Source organism: Pseudovibrio sp. Ad46, from assembly GCF_001623065.1.
Classification (GTDB): domain Bacteria; phylum Pseudomonadota; class Alphaproteobacteria; order Rhizobiales; family Stappiaceae; genus Pseudovibrio.
Map to the genome: position 1 here is coordinate 63258 of NZ_LMCG01000046.1, position 15546 is coordinate 78803.

Consider the following 15546-nt stretch of genomic DNA (forward strand, 5'->3'; position numbering starts at 1 on the left):
ATATTCGACGCATGGGCTCATTTTGAGCCCATGTCAATAGCATCTAAATGAGCGCTTCAAGGACACGATTTAGAAGCTTTCTCATTGTCGCTAATGCACTTTAAAGTTGCATAAAATTACTTATACACCTAACTTCTATTTTGTGCATACTGCAATCATTTATAGAGTTAGTTACAATGAGCAACACAGTTCAAAACCCTTCACTTTCATCGGAAGAAACCAACCTAATTACTGAGTTTCTGAGGTTAACGGTACCAGGAATCAGCCAGGAAGGCAGATTAGGAAATTCTGTTGCAATTAATGAGGCAGGGGTTATCGCTGTAGGAGCAAGCACGGCTGCTGAAGCAGACCTGATCCGATCTGGCTCCGTTACAATTTTTCGACCTCTAGGCGATGGCAATTATGAAGAAATATATGTAGCCGCACCAGAAGATCTTACCGAAGCTCAATTCGGTGAGGCAATAAGCATCATGAACGACGACACTCTGATTGTTGGCGCCCCTCATGCCAGTCTAGATGGCTTATATCAGGGCGGAGCAGTTTATGTGTACCCACTTGGTGAAGATGGTTACTATTCTGCCCCCATCAAACTGATAGCTTCAGATACCGATCATATTGACTTCTTCGGCTCTGCAGTCTCGGTAAATGAAAATGGACAAATTGTAGTAGCAGCAAAGGGTGAGGATGCAGACGGTGTCTATAACGCCGGCGCTATCTACGTCTTTACTCCGCAAGAAGATGGGAGTTACACAGAACTAAAACTGAGTGCACCTTCTGTAGCCGCCTACTTTGGTTCATCAGTCTCCATCAATGAGGATGGTCTTATTGCTGTCGGGGCTTCTGGCGAGCAAACTACAACAGGGGCTTTATACGTCTACAAACCCACAGAGAATGGATATGAAGACCCAATCAAACTCGAAGTGGATGACTTGTTCTTTAATGACCAGCTTGGAGCTGCTGTGTCAGTCAATGATGTTGGAGAGATTTTGGTGAGTCAGCCAGGCAACATGGTTGATGGAAAATATGTTGCCGGTTCTGTTTTGCTTTTCAAACCAGACACACAAGGAAACTACACTCAAAAAGTTGAATTTACTGTATCCGATCCAGCTGATGGCCATATGTTTGGCTCCTCTGTAGCCATGAATTCTTCTGGTGTAGTCGTCATCGGAGCAAAGGCAACGGAAACAGGTGGTTTTGTCTCAGTGTTCACAGCTCAGGATGACGGCAGCTACAAAGAATTTAAAGTCGCGGTACCTGATACAATATATGCCGATGAGTTTGGATATTCTGTAGCCATCAATGAAGCCGGAGCAATTATCATCGGCAAACCAGGTGAAGACACAGAAACCGCCTTTGATACGGGCGCAATTTACGTCATTGAACCAGACGAGCACGGCAACTACACCAACACGGCTAATGAGACGCAGCCAGAAATGGCTGAAAACGAAACCTTCGATCTCTCGCAAAGTGGCTTTGGTCAGGCAACACTTGTAGATTTTGAAGTTGGCGAAGGATCAAATGGTGTGATCGAATTTGATCAGGCGGTATTTGCTGATTTCGATGAAGTGGTTGCTGCTGCCAGCACGAATGGTGCTGATACGGTCATCCCCCTTGACGCTGATAACTCTGTAACATTGAAAAATGTTTCATTGGCAGACTTCCACGTAGATGATTTCCAGTTTGTCTAAGTCGTGCGTGCGAGCCAGCAATTTCGAACCCTTCGAGTAGCTGTTGGCTTACAACTGTTCTTCCTGATCAGAATTGCAAAACACTCAGAGAGAGGGACATGGTCTTTCTCTCTGAGGGCTTATAAACGGCCATCTGAGTAGAGCTCCAGAAGAGCGAGGAGGGTGGCGTAGAGCCAGATTGTGACAGGCAAGCCAAGGGCGTAGAGGATGCCAGTTGCGAGAAGTTTGGCGGATGCGCGCCTGAACGCGGTATCCTGCCTGCGCCAGAAAGCAGGCGTTTGAACAGCGAGCTTATAGTTCTTACTGGAAGAGTGCTTTCGCAGCAGATCATATTCTGACTTCTGAGTGATCCTGTAAAAGGTGTAGAGGCTGCCGGTACAGATCAAGAAGATGCCAATATAGAACGCGGCGTCCATTTCTTGGTTTTCTCCCTGCAGCCAGTTATCTCTGAGTGTCTATTCTTCGAGTGCATTCCATACAAACAGAATGCCACAGACCTGGAGGAGGGGGATAAATTCTTCCAGCTGTTTTCAGAGATTATAAGGGTAATCGGCCAGTCATATAGAAGTAAATGAAATCCAGAAGATAAAAATAGCCCAATATCCCGAACAGGGCGCCAAACGCATGAACAAGACCAATCTTAGCCAGTTTCACATAGGCTGGCTTCAGTGCAGGCTCCTTCTTGTACCAAAATGCGGGCAGCAGGAAGATGAAATTCAGATTGCGCGCGAGATTGCGCTTTCTCAGCTCTTCGTATTCTGGCCTCTGCCGGATCTTGTGAAACGAGTAGATAGTTCCAGCGAAAATCACGATTAATCCGATGTACCGTAAAGCATCCATCATCTGATTTGTCTTATGCCCCTCAGCAAGCCAACTTATGCCCATGCGGTGAAGCGCCGTAGCGTTGGTCTTCTAATTTGGTGAAGGGCGCCCTTAGCACGTATGCAAAGAACAATCATCAGCAAAGTTTGGCCTGTCAGGGTACAGCGGTGAGAACCTACCGTGGTGGAGTGGTACGCCACCTTCCTGAAGACCTATTTCAGCTGGATTTCACATAGCAACGCATAAAAACGCAAAATCGCGCAAAGAAACGCACAGAATAACGCAAAGGCGGAAAGTGGCTTTCGTGAATGGGTGAAGGGGCAGCTTCTATGTCAGGTTGTCACATGCGCCAAAGTGATAAGCTGGTATATCTACCTGTAACTTCAGACTGAGACATAAATATATTTCAGTTAATCTTCCACTTTAGGCATAGTTTTCCTCTGCGCGGCCTAAGAGCAAATGCAAGTATAAACCCCGATAATCTGCATGAAATGCGGTTTATACTCACCTTCGCTCTTATATATGTGAACTATATTGAGATTCATTCAATTTCACTTATCCACCTCGTTCTTTAGTTTGAGCTCAAACACTTGGGTAAAGGTGATCAACTGTCGTTCAGATAGGGCTTTACCCTACTGGGATTTGAACGAGGTCCATTTTAAAGATGAAGGGATTTTCGAAGTTTTTAGGAGAGACTTGCAGTTTACGCAAAGGAGCTTAACCTGCCTTTCGAGTAAAATTGGTCAAAGAGATTCCTTTGGTCGGTTCGGTAAAGTTTAGGGCCTTTGGTGCATTGCACAAAAACGATACCAGCGCCTACGCTGGGAAAGAGAATAAAAAACGATTGGAACAGTTGGTAACGAGCGATTTCTGCTGGAAACCTATTTAACAGGCAAGAGGTTAGAACATGATCATAGGGGCTGCCAAGGAAGTCCTTGACGGGGAACGTCGGGTCGCGTTGACGCCGGACAGCGCCCAACAGCTGCAAAAGCTGGGATATGAGTGCGCTATTGAATCCGGCGCTGGTGAAGCTGCAAACTTCTCTGACACAGATTATAAAGATGCTGGCGTAAAGGTTATCGCAGATGCAAAAACGCTCTGGGAAACCGCAGATATTGTTATCAAGGTCCGTCCGCCCGAAGCGTCTGAACTGGAACTGACACACGAGGGACAAACCCTCATCAGCTTCTTCTGGCCAGCGCAAAATGGTGAGCTTCTTCAGCAGTTTGCCGATAAAAAGGTCAACGTGCTGGCGATGGATATGGTGCCGCGTATCTCGCGCGCGCAGAAGATGGATGCTCTGTCATCCATGGCCAACATCGCTGGTTACCGCGCTGTTATGGAAGCTGGCAACAACTTCCCACGCTTCTTCACCGGCCAGATCACCGCTGCCGGTAAAGTGCCGCCAGCCAAAGTGCTCGTCATCGGCGCTGGCGTTGCAGGTCTTGCCGCAATTGGCGCCTCAACCTCTCTTGGTGCGATCACCCTTGCGTTCGACGTTCGCCCGGAAGTGGCTGAGCAGGTCGAATCCATGGGTGCTGAGTTCGTTTATCTGGACTTTGAGGAAGAGCAGCAGGACGGCGCTTCCACTGGCGGCTATGCCTCTGTTTCTTCTCCAGAATTCCGCGAAGCGCAGCTGGCGAAATTCCGCGAATTGGCACCAGATGTTGACATCGTCATCACCACAGCACTGATCCCAGGCCGCGATGCGCCTGAGCTCTGGACCGAAGACATGGTCCAGTCCATGAAGCCGGGTTCTGTGATTGTTGACCTTGCTGCTGAAAAAGGCGGCAACTGTAAACTGACCAAGATGGACGAGAAGATCGTAACCGACAACGGCGTCACCGTGATCGGCTACACTGACTTCCCATCCCGCATGGCAACGCAGTCCTCCACGCTGTACGCGACCAACATCCGTCACATGATGTTTGATCTGACCCCTGAGAAAGACGGTCAGGCCAATATCAACATGGAAGACGATGTTATCCGCGGTGCAACGGCAACCAAAGACGGGGAAATCACCTTCCCACCGCCTAAGCCGAAGATCGCTGCAATTGCTGCTCAAAAGCCAAAGGCGCCTGAGAAAACCCCAGAGGAACTCGCGGTTGAAGAGGCTGCGGCTGCCAAAGCTGCCGGTCGTAAACAACTTGGTCTTCTGATTGGCGGTGGTGCTGTTATGGCGTTGATAGGTGCTTATGCCCCTGAAAGCTTTATGCAACACTTCATCGTGTTTGTCCTCGCAGTGTTTGTTGGCTTCCAGGTCATCTGGGGTGTGGCTCACTCCCTGCATACACCGCTTATGGCTGTTACCAACGCAATCTCCGGCATCATCATTCTTGGCGCTGTGCTGCAGCTTGGCTCTGGCAGCTGGATCGTCTGGTTCCTCGCAGGCATCTCGGTGCTGATTGCATCGGTCAACATCGTCGGCGGGTTTATGGTCACGCGCCGTATGCTCCAGATGTTCAACAAGTCTTAAGCGGGGGAGGGAAGCATTATGTCTATTGGACTTCAAACCGCCGCTTATATTGCGGCAACCGTACTCTTCATCCTGTCTCTGGGCGGTCTGTCCAATCAGGAAAGCGCAAAACGCGCTGTTTGGTTTGGCATCGCCGGTATGGCACTGGCTGTTCTTGCAACAGTATTTGGCCCTGGTGTTGATCTTACAAGCCCAGCCGTTTTGATCATGTTGCTTGTGACTGTAACCGTTGGCTCCACTGCCGGCGTGATTGTGGCTCAACGCGTTGAAATGACTGGCATGCCGCAGCTTGTGGCAGCTCTGCACTCCTTCGTGGGTCTGGCTGCTGTGTTCATCGGCATCAACTCTGATATCGCTCCACCAGCAGGTTTGGCAGGCGCGGAGCTGGTTATCCATGAAGCTGAAATCTTCATCGGCGTCTTCATCGGTGCTATCACCTTCACCGGCTCCATTGTCGCTTATGGCAAACTTGCAGGAAAGATCGGCGGTAAGGCACTTCTGCTGCCGGGTCGTCATGCTCTCAACGCAGGCTTGCTCATTCTCGCAGTGATCCTGATGTTCATGTACATGAACCACGCAGGTTCCTGGACGCTCTACCTGATGACCCTAATCGCCTTCTTCATCGGTTGGCACATGGTTATGGCCATCGGCGGCGCGGACATGCCCGTTGTTGTTTCCATGCTGAACTCCTACTCCGGTTGGGCAGCAGCGGCGACAGGTTTCTTGCTTGGCAACGACCTGCTGATCGTAACAGGTGCTCTGGTTGGTTCTTCCGGTGCAATCCTCTCTTACATCATGTGTAAGGCGATGAACCGTCACTTTGTCTCTGTTATTCTTGGCGGTTTTGGCACCACGACTGGTCCAGCGCAGGAAATCGAAGGCGAGATGGTTGCAACTGATACGGACTTCGTAGCTGAGACACTCAATGATGCAGATAGCGTTGTGATTGTACCAGGTTACGGCATGGCCGTTGCTCAGGCACAGCAGTCTGTTTCTGAGCTGACCAAGCGTCTGCGTGCCAAAGGCAAGAACGTCCGCTTCGCAATCCACCCGGTTGCAGGCCGTCTGCCAGGCCACATGAACGTGTTGCTCGCTGAAGCGAAAGTGCCTTACGATATCGTTCTCGAAATGGATGAGATCAACGATGACTTCCCTGATACGGATGTTGTCATCATCATTGGCGCCAACGACATCGTGAACCCGGCTGCTCAGGAAGATCCAAACTCACCAATCGCTGGCATGCCAGTTCTGGAAGTTTGGAAAGCCAAGCACGTGTTCATCTCCAAACGTGGTCAGGGTACCGGTTACTCCGGCATCGAGAACCCGCTGTTCTACAAAGAGAACTCCCGCATGTACTACGGCGATGCGAAGAGTTCCATGAACAACCTACTGAGCAAAATCAGCTAGTTTGATTTCTTGATAAAAACGATAAACCCCGGAACGTGAGGAACGTTCCGGGGTTTTCTTTTCTTGCAATGCCTCTGCAAATGGCACTACCTATTTTACGTTTATCTTATAGGTATCGGTAAAGTAATTCATCTGGCTACCCTGAACATACTTAGGCATTGAATACCTAGTCTTAAATGTATCCTTGCCGTGATAGCCTTTCTTCGGGGTGTATACAACAACGACAGCGTTAAACTTCTTTCCGTAGCAACGTTGCCCTTTAGGAGGGTTGTACGTTGTTCTGCGGATTTCAACGCTTCCATGCTTGGGCGCAACTTTGACCTTTACTTGAGCAATTGGACCTGAGGTACATTGGTTTTGGTTATAATAGACATGTCCGTTGACAACGGACGCTTTGCGCGCGGCGACATCGCGCGAATGTGTCTCTGCAGCCGCTGTGCTTAGACCAGTAATCAAAAAAACTGCTCCAACAAAATACTTGATCATCTCAGTTCCCACCTAATTCAGTTGTCAATGCTCCAGTTTTCAAGCCTTGTAGGCAGAAGGAACAAAAGAAGCAAAGAGTCTGTAGCTACTTATTAATCAGCTAGAACAGTATGTGGTAGATATACGCAAGTATATGATATTTGTCAGGAACGCGTAGCCGTTTAGCCACGCGCTCCCGAGACAGCTACTGACAGCCAAGCTTCTCCAGTAATTCAGGATCTGCTGCCTTGGTCGGGTCACTTCCAAGCTCGCCATCATACCCACACACAACCACCTTGGCTGTTTCGTCGATCATGTCTGGTTGGTCTGTGAAGGCCACCATGCCGGAGCCGAGCAAGGTGTAAAGACCGGTCGAGTTTGGCGGAGACAAGTAGCCTTCGGCCTGAACCAGCCCAACCTTTCCATCAAAGATCCCAGCCTCTAACGAGGTCGCGCGGATACTGCCAGCTTCAGGTATCCCAATGACACGGATAACATCACCGGACTGAACGTGTTGCGGAATAATGCCTGCAATCAACGTGTTACCGATCTGTGGAACATTGCTTGCGCCAACAGAAAGGTTACTGCCGATGATGACTGCGGACTGGCGGGGTGGAACCACCTCAACGCGTGTTGCAACCACATCTTCATCTTGCCACAGACCGCTGATCGCAACCCAGTCCCCTTGCTTCACCGTGGTCGTGATGGCCTCTGGTACGTGAACGAACGTTCCCATAATCTCAAAGGTTCTGCCAGTCTCATCTGACTTCACTTCAGAAACAGGCCCGATGATCGGCACAATTCTGCGGATACTCTTCGCTTCCCAATTTGAGCCAGTCAGAGCAGCAACAACGGCAACCGTATCTCCCGGTACCAATTGCGAGGCCGTCAGAGGGCCAAGTTCATTCTTGACTGGCAGATCCGGAGGGAAGGTGACGCGTTGATCATTTACGATAATGCTGCCGAGACGCGTAATCGTGCCGACAATGCCAGTCCCCAAAATACCGCCTTCACGCTCTTCTTCTGCGTGGCCTGCTGCTGGAGCGATCAGAAAAGTGGATGCTATCAAAGCGGAAAGTGTGTGCCTCCAAACCATTACGCAGCAGCCTCATCTGATTTTGGCTTTTTTTTTGGAAGGACGTAGGCCCCAAAGGCAAAACGGCCATTGGCGGTCTGTTCCGCATCATTCATTTGCATCTCCCGTGCCAGAGCGTTGACTTCTTCCAAAAGCATCTGGGCCTTCTCTTGCGTCAACCTGTTCAGAGTCTCCACTGACTCCTCTGACAAATGCGAATAACGCAGGATTCGATCAAAATTGAGAGCTTCTCCCTGAGGGGCAATTAAGTTGTGGGTAGCGGCCGAAAGGTGCGTCGAAAGTGTCGCCTGATAGGCAGCAACTTGTTCGGCACTTCCAGGTGCGGGCAAAAGGGCGTGAGTCAATAAACGATAAAATCCGTCATCTAATTCCGTAACGACACCCTGCTCAACGAGAGCCTCAAGAACAGTTCCAGGCGCCATATCAGCGCGTGTGAGGCGAACCAGCTCGTCAAAGCCAGGCTCCTTTTCGCTGCCTTGCCGCGGCAAATTCCGGGGCGTTCCTTCTGCGCTTTGAAACTCTGGAGACGTTGCCCAATAACTGATCGCAAGGGCCGTCGCATTGACGGATTTCTTGAGAGAACTGCCGTTTTCATCAGATCGTAACCGTTTGACATCCTTACGGTGAATGCCGGTCTTAAGGCTGACGCGGCTATCTGTCGTCTTACCGGGATTTTCCTCAATAGCGGCCTGGAGCAGGGCCCGTTTCAGTGCCTCGGTCGCTGGCCCGATTGTGACGCCACGCGCCACCATCGCTTTTGCCAATGGGGCAAGAAGCGCTGTGAGGGCGGTCTCAAAAGGGTCTGTTTGCTCGGGACTCATTTCCGTTTCCTGTGCTGTCCAGTTCTCTAATCATTACACCAGAATTTTTCATCCTACGAATTCGTTACTGCTTGTTGAACACTTGTTATACTCAAATGGGAATTTTTCCCATTATCTAGAATGAGTGATTATCACCATAAGAGGGACTCGCCATGCGGGATATTGCTGCAGATTATCTAAATGACATTCGGCCAGTGTTTCCGGCCATGCCAAAACTGACAGGAGTTGCGCCACGTAATCCACTTCAGTCGGCATTGAGCGATTTTGATCAGGAACGTTTTCTGGATTTTGGATGGGGACCAGAAACCGCTCCACGCTTTCCAACTATCATTTCCGCAATGAACCACTTTATGGCTGCGCAGCCAAATGCCGTCGCAGCTGAGTATCAAGATCAGGAGATCAGCTACGGTGAGCTGAATGACGCCGCGAACCGGCTCACTCACACCTTGGCACAGCACGGCGTAAAGAGAGGGGACGCCGTTTGTCTGTACCTGCAGCGTTCCATTCCAATGCTGGTCGGCATCGTCGCAGCTCTTCGCGTAGGTGCTGCCTATATTCCACAGCATGTGGGCGTCGCTCCTGAAAAGGCATTGAACCACATCGCAGCAGTGACCGGTGCCGAAGTCATTCTGACGCTGCGCAGCCTTAAAGATCAGGTGCCGGTTGCAGAGGGCCAAACTCTTATCGCGATTGAAGATGTGATCGAGGATGAAACTCTGCCGGCCACGCCACTAGAGGGCGAACAACATAAAGCACAGCCGGACGATCTGTGCATGATCCTGTTCACCTCTGGCACTACAGGCGTCCCGAATGGCGTTCAGATCACCCACAAGAACCTATGCAACATTTTGCAAACCAGCCCCGGTGATCTTGGCATGCGTCCGGGGTTTCGGGTGGGTCAAATTCTTTCGATCGCATTTGATATGGCGGCTTGGGAAACTCTTGGTGCTGTTTCAAACGGCGCTACGCTGGTTATTCGCGGCAAAAGCATTCAGGAAACAGCCGAAAAGGTGGACGTGCTGATTGCAACACCGTCAATCCTGAACTCACTTGACCACAGCCGTTGCCAGCAGGTGCAAACTGCTGCTGTCGCGGGAGAACCATGCCCAAGACCACTTGCAGACGCATGGAGCAGTTTCTGCCGATTCTACAATTCTTGTGGCCCAACAGAAACCACCATCATCAATACAGCCGAACCGCATTATCCGGGAAAGGAAATCCTCTCCATTGGGCGCCCGACACCCAACAACACGGTTTATGTTCTGGATGAAAACCTGCGCCCCGTTGCCATTGGCGAGAAGGGCGAAATGTGGGCTGGTGGTGATTGTGTAACTGCTGGATACCTTGCCAATCCCGAGCTTACGCTTGACCGTTATCGACCTGACCCATTCCGTCCCGGTCACATGATGTTCCGCACCAAAGACCTTGGACGCTGGACAAACACCGGAGAGCTGGAGCACTTTGGACGGGTTGATGATCTGGTGAAAATCCGAGGTTTTCGCGTTGAGCTGGATGGCGTTTCCAACACATTGGAAGCGACGGAAGGCTGTGATCAGGCGGTCACGCTCAAGTTCGACAGCCGTAACCTGGTCGCCTTCATCAGTCCGGCGAATGTGTGCACCAACACCGCGGCGCAGTCCGTGAAAGACAAACTTCCTTATTATTGTAGTCCAACACTGATCCTTTCCATGGATGAGTTGCCTCGCACACCACGCGGGAAGTTGGACAAGCGCCTGCTTTTGAAGCTGGCACAAGACCATATTGACGCTCAGGGTGTGGAGTTAAATTAATGACTATTGAAGCAACAACTGCCGAAACACGCAGTTACAACTGGCGTCGTATTACGCGCCATCCATCCTTGATGGAATACAACCGACTGGTGATGCTGGTCGCCGTGGTCAATATCGCAGTCTTCATCGCTGGTTTACAGGAGGGACGCTGGTTTGCCGAAACCGGCTTTGCTCTTGGTGCTATTGCAGATATGGCGCTGATCAACCTGTCTCTTGGCATCCTGATCCGGCAGCAACGGGTGGTCAACGCCTTGTTCTGGCTGGCAACCCGCATTCCAACCAGCTGGCCGCTCTGGCTTCGTTGGGGTGCAGGCAAAGTGTTTCATTTCGGTGGCCTTCATTCCAGCAGCACAGTGTCCGGCACAATCTGGTTTGGCTTCCTGCTTTACGCCATGGTGGCTAACCGTATTGAAGGGGCAGCGTTGCCGTCAGACCAAACGCTTGCTCTCAGCGGGGCGATGGTCTCGTTGATGGTCCTGCTGATCGTCACGGCACAAGGAGGTTTCCGCGCGCGCCATCATAACACCTTTGAGAAGGTGCACCGTTTTGTTGGTTGGACAGTGCTTGGCTTGTTTTGGGCACAGACTGTTTCTATCACGCAAGATACTGGTGGCGTTCTTATGGAAACCCCAGCATTCTGGATGCTCTGCCTGATCACACTGTCCATCGTCTCACCATGGCTGTCGTTGAAGCGTGTCAAAGTGGACGTGGTAAAGCCTTCTAACCATGCTGTTTTGGCGAAGTTCGATTATGGCGATACTCCCTTCCCGGGCAGCTCAAACGCAATCAGTCACACACCATTTGGCGAGTATCACGCGTTTGCCAATATCCCGTCTCCGAAAGAGTCTGGGTATCGTCTCGCGATCAGTCGGGCAGGGGACTGGACAGGAGACTTCATTGAAAACCCGCCAAGCCATGTTTGGGTGAAGGGCATCACCACCTCTGGTGTTGCGCGTATCGAAGTGTTGTTCAAGAAGGTGGTTTACGTCGGCACTGGTTCTGGCATTGGCCCAATCGTGCCGCATCTGCTCGCAGGTGACGTGCCGAACAAGGTGATTTGGTCCACACGCAACCCACGTAAAACCTATGGCGATGCTTTCGTTGATGAGATTGAGGCAAGCACTGAGAACCCGGTGATCTGGGATACGGATTCTCAAGGAAAGCCTGATCTGACCGCATTAACTCTGAAAGCAGTTGAAGAGAGCGGAGCAGAGGCTGTCATTGTAATTTCCAACCAGAAATTGACCCGCAAACTCGTTCACGACATGGAAAGCTTCGGCATTCCTGCTTACGGCGCAATTTGGGATAGCTGATCATGTATGAAACCATTGAAACATCTGTCGAAGGCCGCGTTGCAATCATTCGCTTCAATCGGCCAAAAGCGCTGAATGCACTTAACTCCCAGGTTCTGGAAGAGGTGCTGGATGCGGCAACTAAATATGATGCAGATCCTGCCATCGGGTGCCTAATTCTGACTGGTAATGAGCGAGCCTTTGCAGCAGGTGCTGATATCGCAGAGCTCAACGTGCAGGATTATGCCAGCATGTACGCCAGCAACTTTTTCACCGGATGGGATCGTTTTGCAGCGCTTCGCATCCCGAAGATTGCAGCGGTCTCCGGCTATGCCTTGGGCGGCGGCTGTGAGGTCGCCATGATGTGCGATATCATTTTGGCGTCAGACACGGCTAAGTTTGGCCAGCCGGAAGTGAAGATCGGCTGTATTCCAGGCATTGGTGGGTCTCAGCGTCTGACCAAGTTGGTTGGTAAAGCACGCGCCATGGATCTCATCCTCACAGGCCGCATGATTGATGCGCAAGAGGCTTACGACATGGGTCTCATCAGCAGAAAGATCCCTGCAGATGAGCTGATGTCCGTTGCGAATGAGACTGCAAAAACCATTGCGGGATATGCCCGAGACATCACCATGATGGCACGGGCCTGCGTAAATGCGGCGGATGAAAACTCATTGGAAAATGGTATCCGCTTTGAACGGCAGATGTACCATGCCTTGTTTGGTTCACCTGCCCAGAAAGAGGGCATGGCCGCGTTCCTTGAAAAGCGACCACCAAATTTCAATGAGCAGGCTCAGCAGGAAGACGCTTAACTAAACGAGAAACGCCCGGATGCGATATCAGCTTTCCGGGCGTTTCAGCTCTTAAACATCAATCACCGATAAACGGATTGTCTCGCAAGCGCTCAGCAGCGAAGTCCACGAAGGAACGCACTTTAGCGCTGGCACGGCGACCTTCCATGTAAACGATGTGGACTGGAAGCGGCTCAGGCTCATAATCCTCCAGCGCCAACTGAAGCACACCATTCGAAACGTCTTTCGCCACTTGATAGGACAGCAATCGGGTAATGCCAGCCCCACCTGTCGCTGCCTGAATAGCTGCACAGTTGTGGTTGCAGCGCAAATATGGGTTGATCTTCACCACCTCGGCCTTCTCTCCAGCAAACTTCCAATGGTTGCTCGTTTCAACCGATGTCGGCTGGATGATCTTGTGCTCGGCAAGGTCTGACGGTGTTTGCGGGGTGCCGTGCTCACTAAAATACGTTGGTGAAGCACAAATCACGCGGCGGATGCTACCCACGCGGGTCGCATAAAGCCCGGAATCCTGCAGATGTCCGATACGGAACGCCACGTCCAGATTATCTTCCACCATATTGACGATGCGATCGTAGAACTCGGCATTGGCAGTCACTTCAGGGTAGAGGTCGAGGTACTCTGTGATCAAAGGGATAATGTACTTCTGCCCAAACAGTATGGGCGCTGTGATGGAAAGCTCGCCGATCGGCTTGGCATAACTGCCGCTGACAAACGCTTCTGCCTGTTCGACGCTCTCCAAAATGCCTTTTACATCGCAAAGATAGTGCCTGCCCGCATCCGTCAGTCGGACGTGACGAGTGGTTCGGTTGAATAATCTTGTGCCAAGGGATTGCTCCAGCCGGGCAATGGAGCGAGTGACGGCAGGAGCTGAAAGGCCAAGCTTCTTGCTGGCTTCCACGAAGCTCTCCCGTTCAGCCACTTCTACAAACACCTGCATTGTTTCGAGCTTATCCATTTCAATCCCACAATCACGCTCATTTATTGCGCTGAGTGTAATAGTGAATTGCACAGAAGCCCAATTATTTCCTTTCAAACATTGGTTACATGAAGACCATCATCCGATTTCAAAAATATGGAGATAAAATAATGTCACGCATTCCTACCCCATCTTCCATTGAGGCAGCTCCTCAGGGCTCCCAGACTTCCCTTCAGGCCGTCAACTCTCAGCTCGGCTCGGTGCCAAATCTGTTCCGAATTGTTGCCAACAGCCCGCAGGCGCTGGAAGGTTACCTCGGTTTGAACGGTGCGCTCGGCAAAGGAACACTGCCAGCCGCTACTCGTGAGCGTCTCGCATTGGCCGTTGGCGAGCAGAATGGCTGTAACTACTGCCTCTCCGCGCATACTTACCTTGCATCCAACCTTGCCAAACTCTCTGCAGATGAAATTGCCAAGAACCGCCGCGGCAGTTCTGAAGATGCGAAAGCAGCCGTTGCCGTCGAGTTTGCCGTCGCAATCGTCAAAAACCGCGGAAAGGTTTCTGATGCGCAGGTGCGGGCTGTACGCGACGCTGGTTATTCTGACGCGGAACTCGTTGAAATTGTTGGCCATGTCGCTCTGAACACGCTGACCAACTACATGAACGAAGTTTTGGGAACCGAAGTTGACTTCCCTGCTGTTAAAGAACTTGCCTAACACCACGGGCGGGTGGAGCCCAATCCACCTGCCACCCTTCCGGAGATCGTCATGACCAGACCACCACTCCCTCCATTCACACGGGAAACAGCCAGCATCAAAATCCGTGCGGCGGAAGATGGCTGGAACTCTAGAGATCCGCAAAAGGTAGCTTTGGCCTACACGCCAGACTGCCAATGGCGGAACAGAGCAGAATTTGTAACTGGACGCCCTGAGATTGAGCAGCTGCTCACTCGCAAATGGGCTCGAGAGCTCGATTACCGCCTTATTAAAGAGCTATGGGCCTTTGAGGGAGACCGGATCGCGGTTCGCTTTGCCTACGAGTATCATGACGACTCCGGACAGTGGTTCAGAGCCTACGGTAATGAAAACTGGGAGTTTGCAGAGGACGGCCTCATGAAGCGCCGGATTGCAAGCATCAACGAGCATCCGATCACACCAGAGGACCGCAAGTTCCATTGGCCGCTGGGTCACCGCCCTGATGATCATGCAAGCCTGAGTGATCTGGGTCTGTAACTGGAGGAAACCCCATGTATTCCAGTGATATTGCCTTCACTCCCACAGTGAAAGCCATCCAGAGCCGCAAAGGCTCGCGACGCGGCTATGCCAGCATGGAAGAGGGCGGTGGTTGGAAAAACGAAGTAACAGAAGAACTGGCGCGGTACATCGCCGATCAGCGCAGCTTCTTTCTGGCAACGTCCAATGCTGATGGTCAACCCTATATTCAGCATCGTGGGGGCCCAACCGGGTTCCTTAAGGTGCTGGACAATCGCCACCTCGGGTTTGCGGATTTTCGCGGCAACCGGCAATACATCAGTCAGGGAAATCTGGAAGATAATTCCAAGGCCTTCATATTTCTAATCGATTACATGCAGAAGACGCGGATCAAGATCTGGGGCACAGCTAAGGTCATCGAGGATGACCCGGGCTTGATTGAACAGCTGATGGATTACGATCAACCCTATCGTGCTGCTCCAGAGCAGGCAATTATCTTCAGTGTTGATGCATGGGATGCCAACTGCCCGCAGCACATTCCAGTGCGCATCGACGCAGATTGGGTCAAATCCGCTCTGGAAGAAAAAGAACAGAAGATCGCTGAACTGCAAGAACAGATCCAGAAGCTGCAAAGCGCCGTACAAGCGAGCTGATTATATCGAATAGCGGGTGAGCAAACTCACCCGTTACTGCGTATTCCCGAAACTTATCTGGCCCTAATCTCGGGAATACGCACTACCCTTCACC

The 15546-nt window shown here is 51.2% G+C and carries 15 protein-coding genes; 9 read left to right on the plus strand and 6 right to left on the minus strand.

The genetic code is table 11. The annotated features are described in order from the left end of the window. The first annotated feature begins 176 nt into the window (after nt 1-176). Nucleotides 177-1688, plus strand: coding sequence for an FG-GAP repeat protein (locus PsAD46_RS11455; protein WP_063306912.1), 1512 nt, complete (start codon nt 177-179; stop codon nt 1686-1688). 119 nt (nt 1689-1807) lie between these two features. Here the strand turns inward: PsAD46_RS11455 and PsAD46_RS11460 are convergent, their stop codons facing one another. Both PsAD46_RS11460 and PsAD46_RS11465 read right to left on the minus strand, forming a co-directional pair. Then, nucleotides 1808-2104: a hypothetical protein gene (locus PsAD46_RS11460; protein WP_063293462.1), complete on the minus strand. Its 297-nt coding sequence runs from the start codon at nt 2102-2104 to the stop codon at nt 1808-1810. A gap of 121 nt (nt 2105-2225) precedes the next feature. Then, nucleotides 2226-2573, minus strand: a complete 348-nt coding sequence (locus PsAD46_RS11465) for a hypothetical protein (protein ID WP_208981801.1) — start codon at nt 2571-2573, stop codon at nt 2226-2228. 844 nt (nt 2574-3417) lie between these two features. Here PsAD46_RS11465 and PsAD46_RS11470 point away from each other — a divergent pair. Beyond that, nucleotides 3418-4986, plus strand: coding sequence for a Re/Si-specific NAD(P)(+) transhydrogenase subunit alpha (locus PsAD46_RS11470; protein WP_057461303.1), 1569 nt, complete (start codon nt 3418-3420; stop codon nt 4984-4986). A gap of 18 nt (nt 4987-5004) precedes the next feature. Further along, nucleotides 5005-6393, plus strand: coding sequence for an NAD(P)(+) transhydrogenase (Re/Si-specific) subunit beta (locus PsAD46_RS11475; RefSeq protein ID WP_063306913.1), 1389 nt, complete (start codon nt 5005-5007; stop codon nt 6391-6393). A gap of 90 nt (nt 6394-6483) precedes the next feature. Here PsAD46_RS11475 and PsAD46_RS11480 read toward each other — a convergent pair whose 3' ends face one another. The 3 genes from PsAD46_RS11480 to PsAD46_RS11490 form a co-directional block, all read right to left on the minus strand. After that, a complete protein-coding gene (locus PsAD46_RS11480) occupies nt 6484-6879 on the minus strand; it encodes a hypothetical protein (RefSeq protein WP_063306914.1) in 396 nt (131 codons plus the stop codon). 184 nt (nt 6880-7063) lie between these two features. Then, complete coding sequence (locus tag PsAD46_RS11485; protein WP_063293458.1) at nt 7064-7954, minus strand: DUF5666 domain-containing protein; 891 nt, start codon at nt 7952-7954, stop codon at nt 7064-7066. Continuing rightward, nucleotides 7954-8775: a DUF6502 family protein gene (locus PsAD46_RS11490; protein ID WP_063293457.1), complete on the minus strand. Its 822-nt coding sequence runs from the start codon at nt 8773-8775 to the stop codon at nt 7954-7956. Before PsAD46_RS11490 ends, PsAD46_RS11485 begins: the two co-directional genes overlap by 1 nt. A gap of 152 nt (nt 8776-8927) precedes the next feature. Here PsAD46_RS11490 and PsAD46_RS11495 point away from each other — a divergent pair, with 152 nt between their 5' ends. From PsAD46_RS11495 to PsAD46_RS11505, 3 genes are read left to right on the plus strand one after another with little or no spacing between them, the layout of a single operon-like run. Further along, a complete protein-coding gene (locus PsAD46_RS11495) occupies nt 8928-10565 on the plus strand; it encodes an AMP-binding protein (protein ID WP_063293456.1) in 1638 nt (545 codons plus the stop codon). After that, on the plus strand, nt 10565-11878 hold the full coding sequence (locus PsAD46_RS11500) for a hypothetical protein (protein ID WP_063293455.1): 1314 nt from the start codon (nt 10565-10567) through the stop codon (nt 11876-11878). Before PsAD46_RS11495 ends, PsAD46_RS11500 begins: the two co-directional genes overlap by 1 nt. A gap of 2 nt (nt 11879-11880) precedes the next feature. Next, nucleotides 11881-12669, plus strand: a complete 789-nt coding sequence (locus PsAD46_RS11505; RefSeq protein ID WP_063293454.1) for an enoyl-CoA hydratase-related protein — start codon at nt 11881-11883, stop codon at nt 12667-12669. Nucleotides 12670-12727: 58 nt separating this feature from the next. Here PsAD46_RS11505 and PsAD46_RS11510 read toward each other — a convergent pair whose 3' ends face one another. Further along, a complete protein-coding gene (locus tag PsAD46_RS11510; protein WP_063293453.1) occupies nt 12728-13627 on the minus strand; it encodes a LysR family transcriptional regulator in 900 nt (299 codons plus the stop codon). Nucleotides 13628-13758: 131 nt separating this feature from the next. On the opposite strand from PsAD46_RS11510, the gene PsAD46_RS11515 reads away from it, so the two are divergent. The 3 genes from PsAD46_RS11515 to PsAD46_RS11525 are packed head-to-tail and all read left to right on the plus strand — an operon-like array spanning nt 13759 to nt 15452. Continuing rightward, complete coding sequence (locus tag PsAD46_RS11515) at nt 13759-14304, plus strand: carboxymuconolactone decarboxylase family protein (protein WP_063287619.1); 546 nt, start codon at nt 13759-13761, stop codon at nt 14302-14304. A gap of 51 nt (nt 14305-14355) precedes the next feature. Continuing rightward, nucleotides 14356-14820, plus strand: a complete 465-nt coding sequence (locus tag PsAD46_RS11520) for a nuclear transport factor 2 family protein (RefSeq protein ID WP_063293452.1) — start codon at nt 14356-14358, stop codon at nt 14818-14820. Between the two features lie 14 nt (nt 14821-14834). Then, complete coding sequence (locus PsAD46_RS11525) at nt 14835-15452, plus strand: pyridoxamine 5'-phosphate oxidase family protein (protein ID WP_063293451.1); 618 nt, start codon at nt 14835-14837, stop codon at nt 15450-15452. The last annotated feature ends 94 nt before the right edge of the window (nt 15453-15546 follow it).

What these genes read in the sequence shown, in the direction of transcription:
- PsAD46_RS11525 (WP_063293451.1), top strand. Translation starts at nt 14,835, where the DNA reads ATGTATTCCAGTGATATTGCCTTCACTCCCACAGTGAAAGCCATCCAG.
- PsAD46_RS11470 (WP_057461303.1), top strand. Translation starts at nt 3,418, where the DNA reads ATGATCATAGGGGCTGCCAAGGAAGTCCTTGACGGGGAACGTCGGGTC.
- PsAD46_RS11520 (WP_063293452.1), top strand. Translation starts at nt 14,356, where the DNA reads ATGACCAGACCACCACTCCCTCCATTCACACGGGAAACAGCCAGCATC.
- PsAD46_RS11490 (WP_063293457.1), bottom strand. Translation starts at nt 8,775, where the DNA reads ATGAGTCCCGAGCAAACAGACCCTTTTGAGACCGCCCTCACAGCGCTT.
- PsAD46_RS11510 (WP_063293453.1), bottom strand. Translation starts at nt 13,627, where the DNA reads ATGGATAAGCTCGAAACAATGCAGGTGTTTGTAGAAGTGGCTGAACGG.
- PsAD46_RS11480 (WP_063306914.1), bottom strand. Translation starts at nt 6,879, where the DNA reads ATGATCAAGTATTTTGTTGGAGCAGTTTTTTTGATTACTGGTCTAAGC.
- PsAD46_RS11475 (WP_063306913.1), top strand. Translation starts at nt 5,005, where the DNA reads ATGTCTATTGGACTTCAAACCGCCGCTTATATTGCGGCAACCGTACTC.
- PsAD46_RS11465 (WP_208981801.1), bottom strand. Translation starts at nt 2,573, where the DNA reads ATGGGCATAAGTTGGCTTGCTGAGGGGCATAAGACAAATCAGATGATG.
- PsAD46_RS11505 (WP_063293454.1), top strand. Translation starts at nt 11,881, where the DNA reads ATGTATGAAACCATTGAAACATCTGTCGAAGGCCGCGTTGCAATCATT.
- PsAD46_RS11500 (WP_063293455.1), top strand. Translation starts at nt 10,565, where the DNA reads ATGACTATTGAAGCAACAACTGCCGAAACACGCAGTTACAACTGGCGT.
- PsAD46_RS11455 (WP_063306912.1), top strand. Translation starts at nt 177, where the DNA reads ATGAGCAACACAGTTCAAAACCCTTCACTTTCATCGGAAGAAACCAAC.
- PsAD46_RS11495 (WP_063293456.1), top strand. Translation starts at nt 8,928, where the DNA reads ATGCGGGATATTGCTGCAGATTATCTAAATGACATTCGGCCAGTGTTT.
- PsAD46_RS11460 (WP_063293462.1), bottom strand. Translation starts at nt 2,104, where the DNA reads ATGGACGCCGCGTTCTATATTGGCATCTTCTTGATCTGTACCGGCAGC.
- PsAD46_RS11485 (WP_063293458.1), bottom strand. Translation starts at nt 7,954, where the DNA reads ATGGTTTGGAGGCACACACTTTCCGCTTTGATAGCATCCACTTTTCTG.
- PsAD46_RS11515 (WP_063287619.1), top strand. Translation starts at nt 13,759, where the DNA reads ATGTCACGCATTCCTACCCCATCTTCCATTGAGGCAGCTCCTCAGGGC.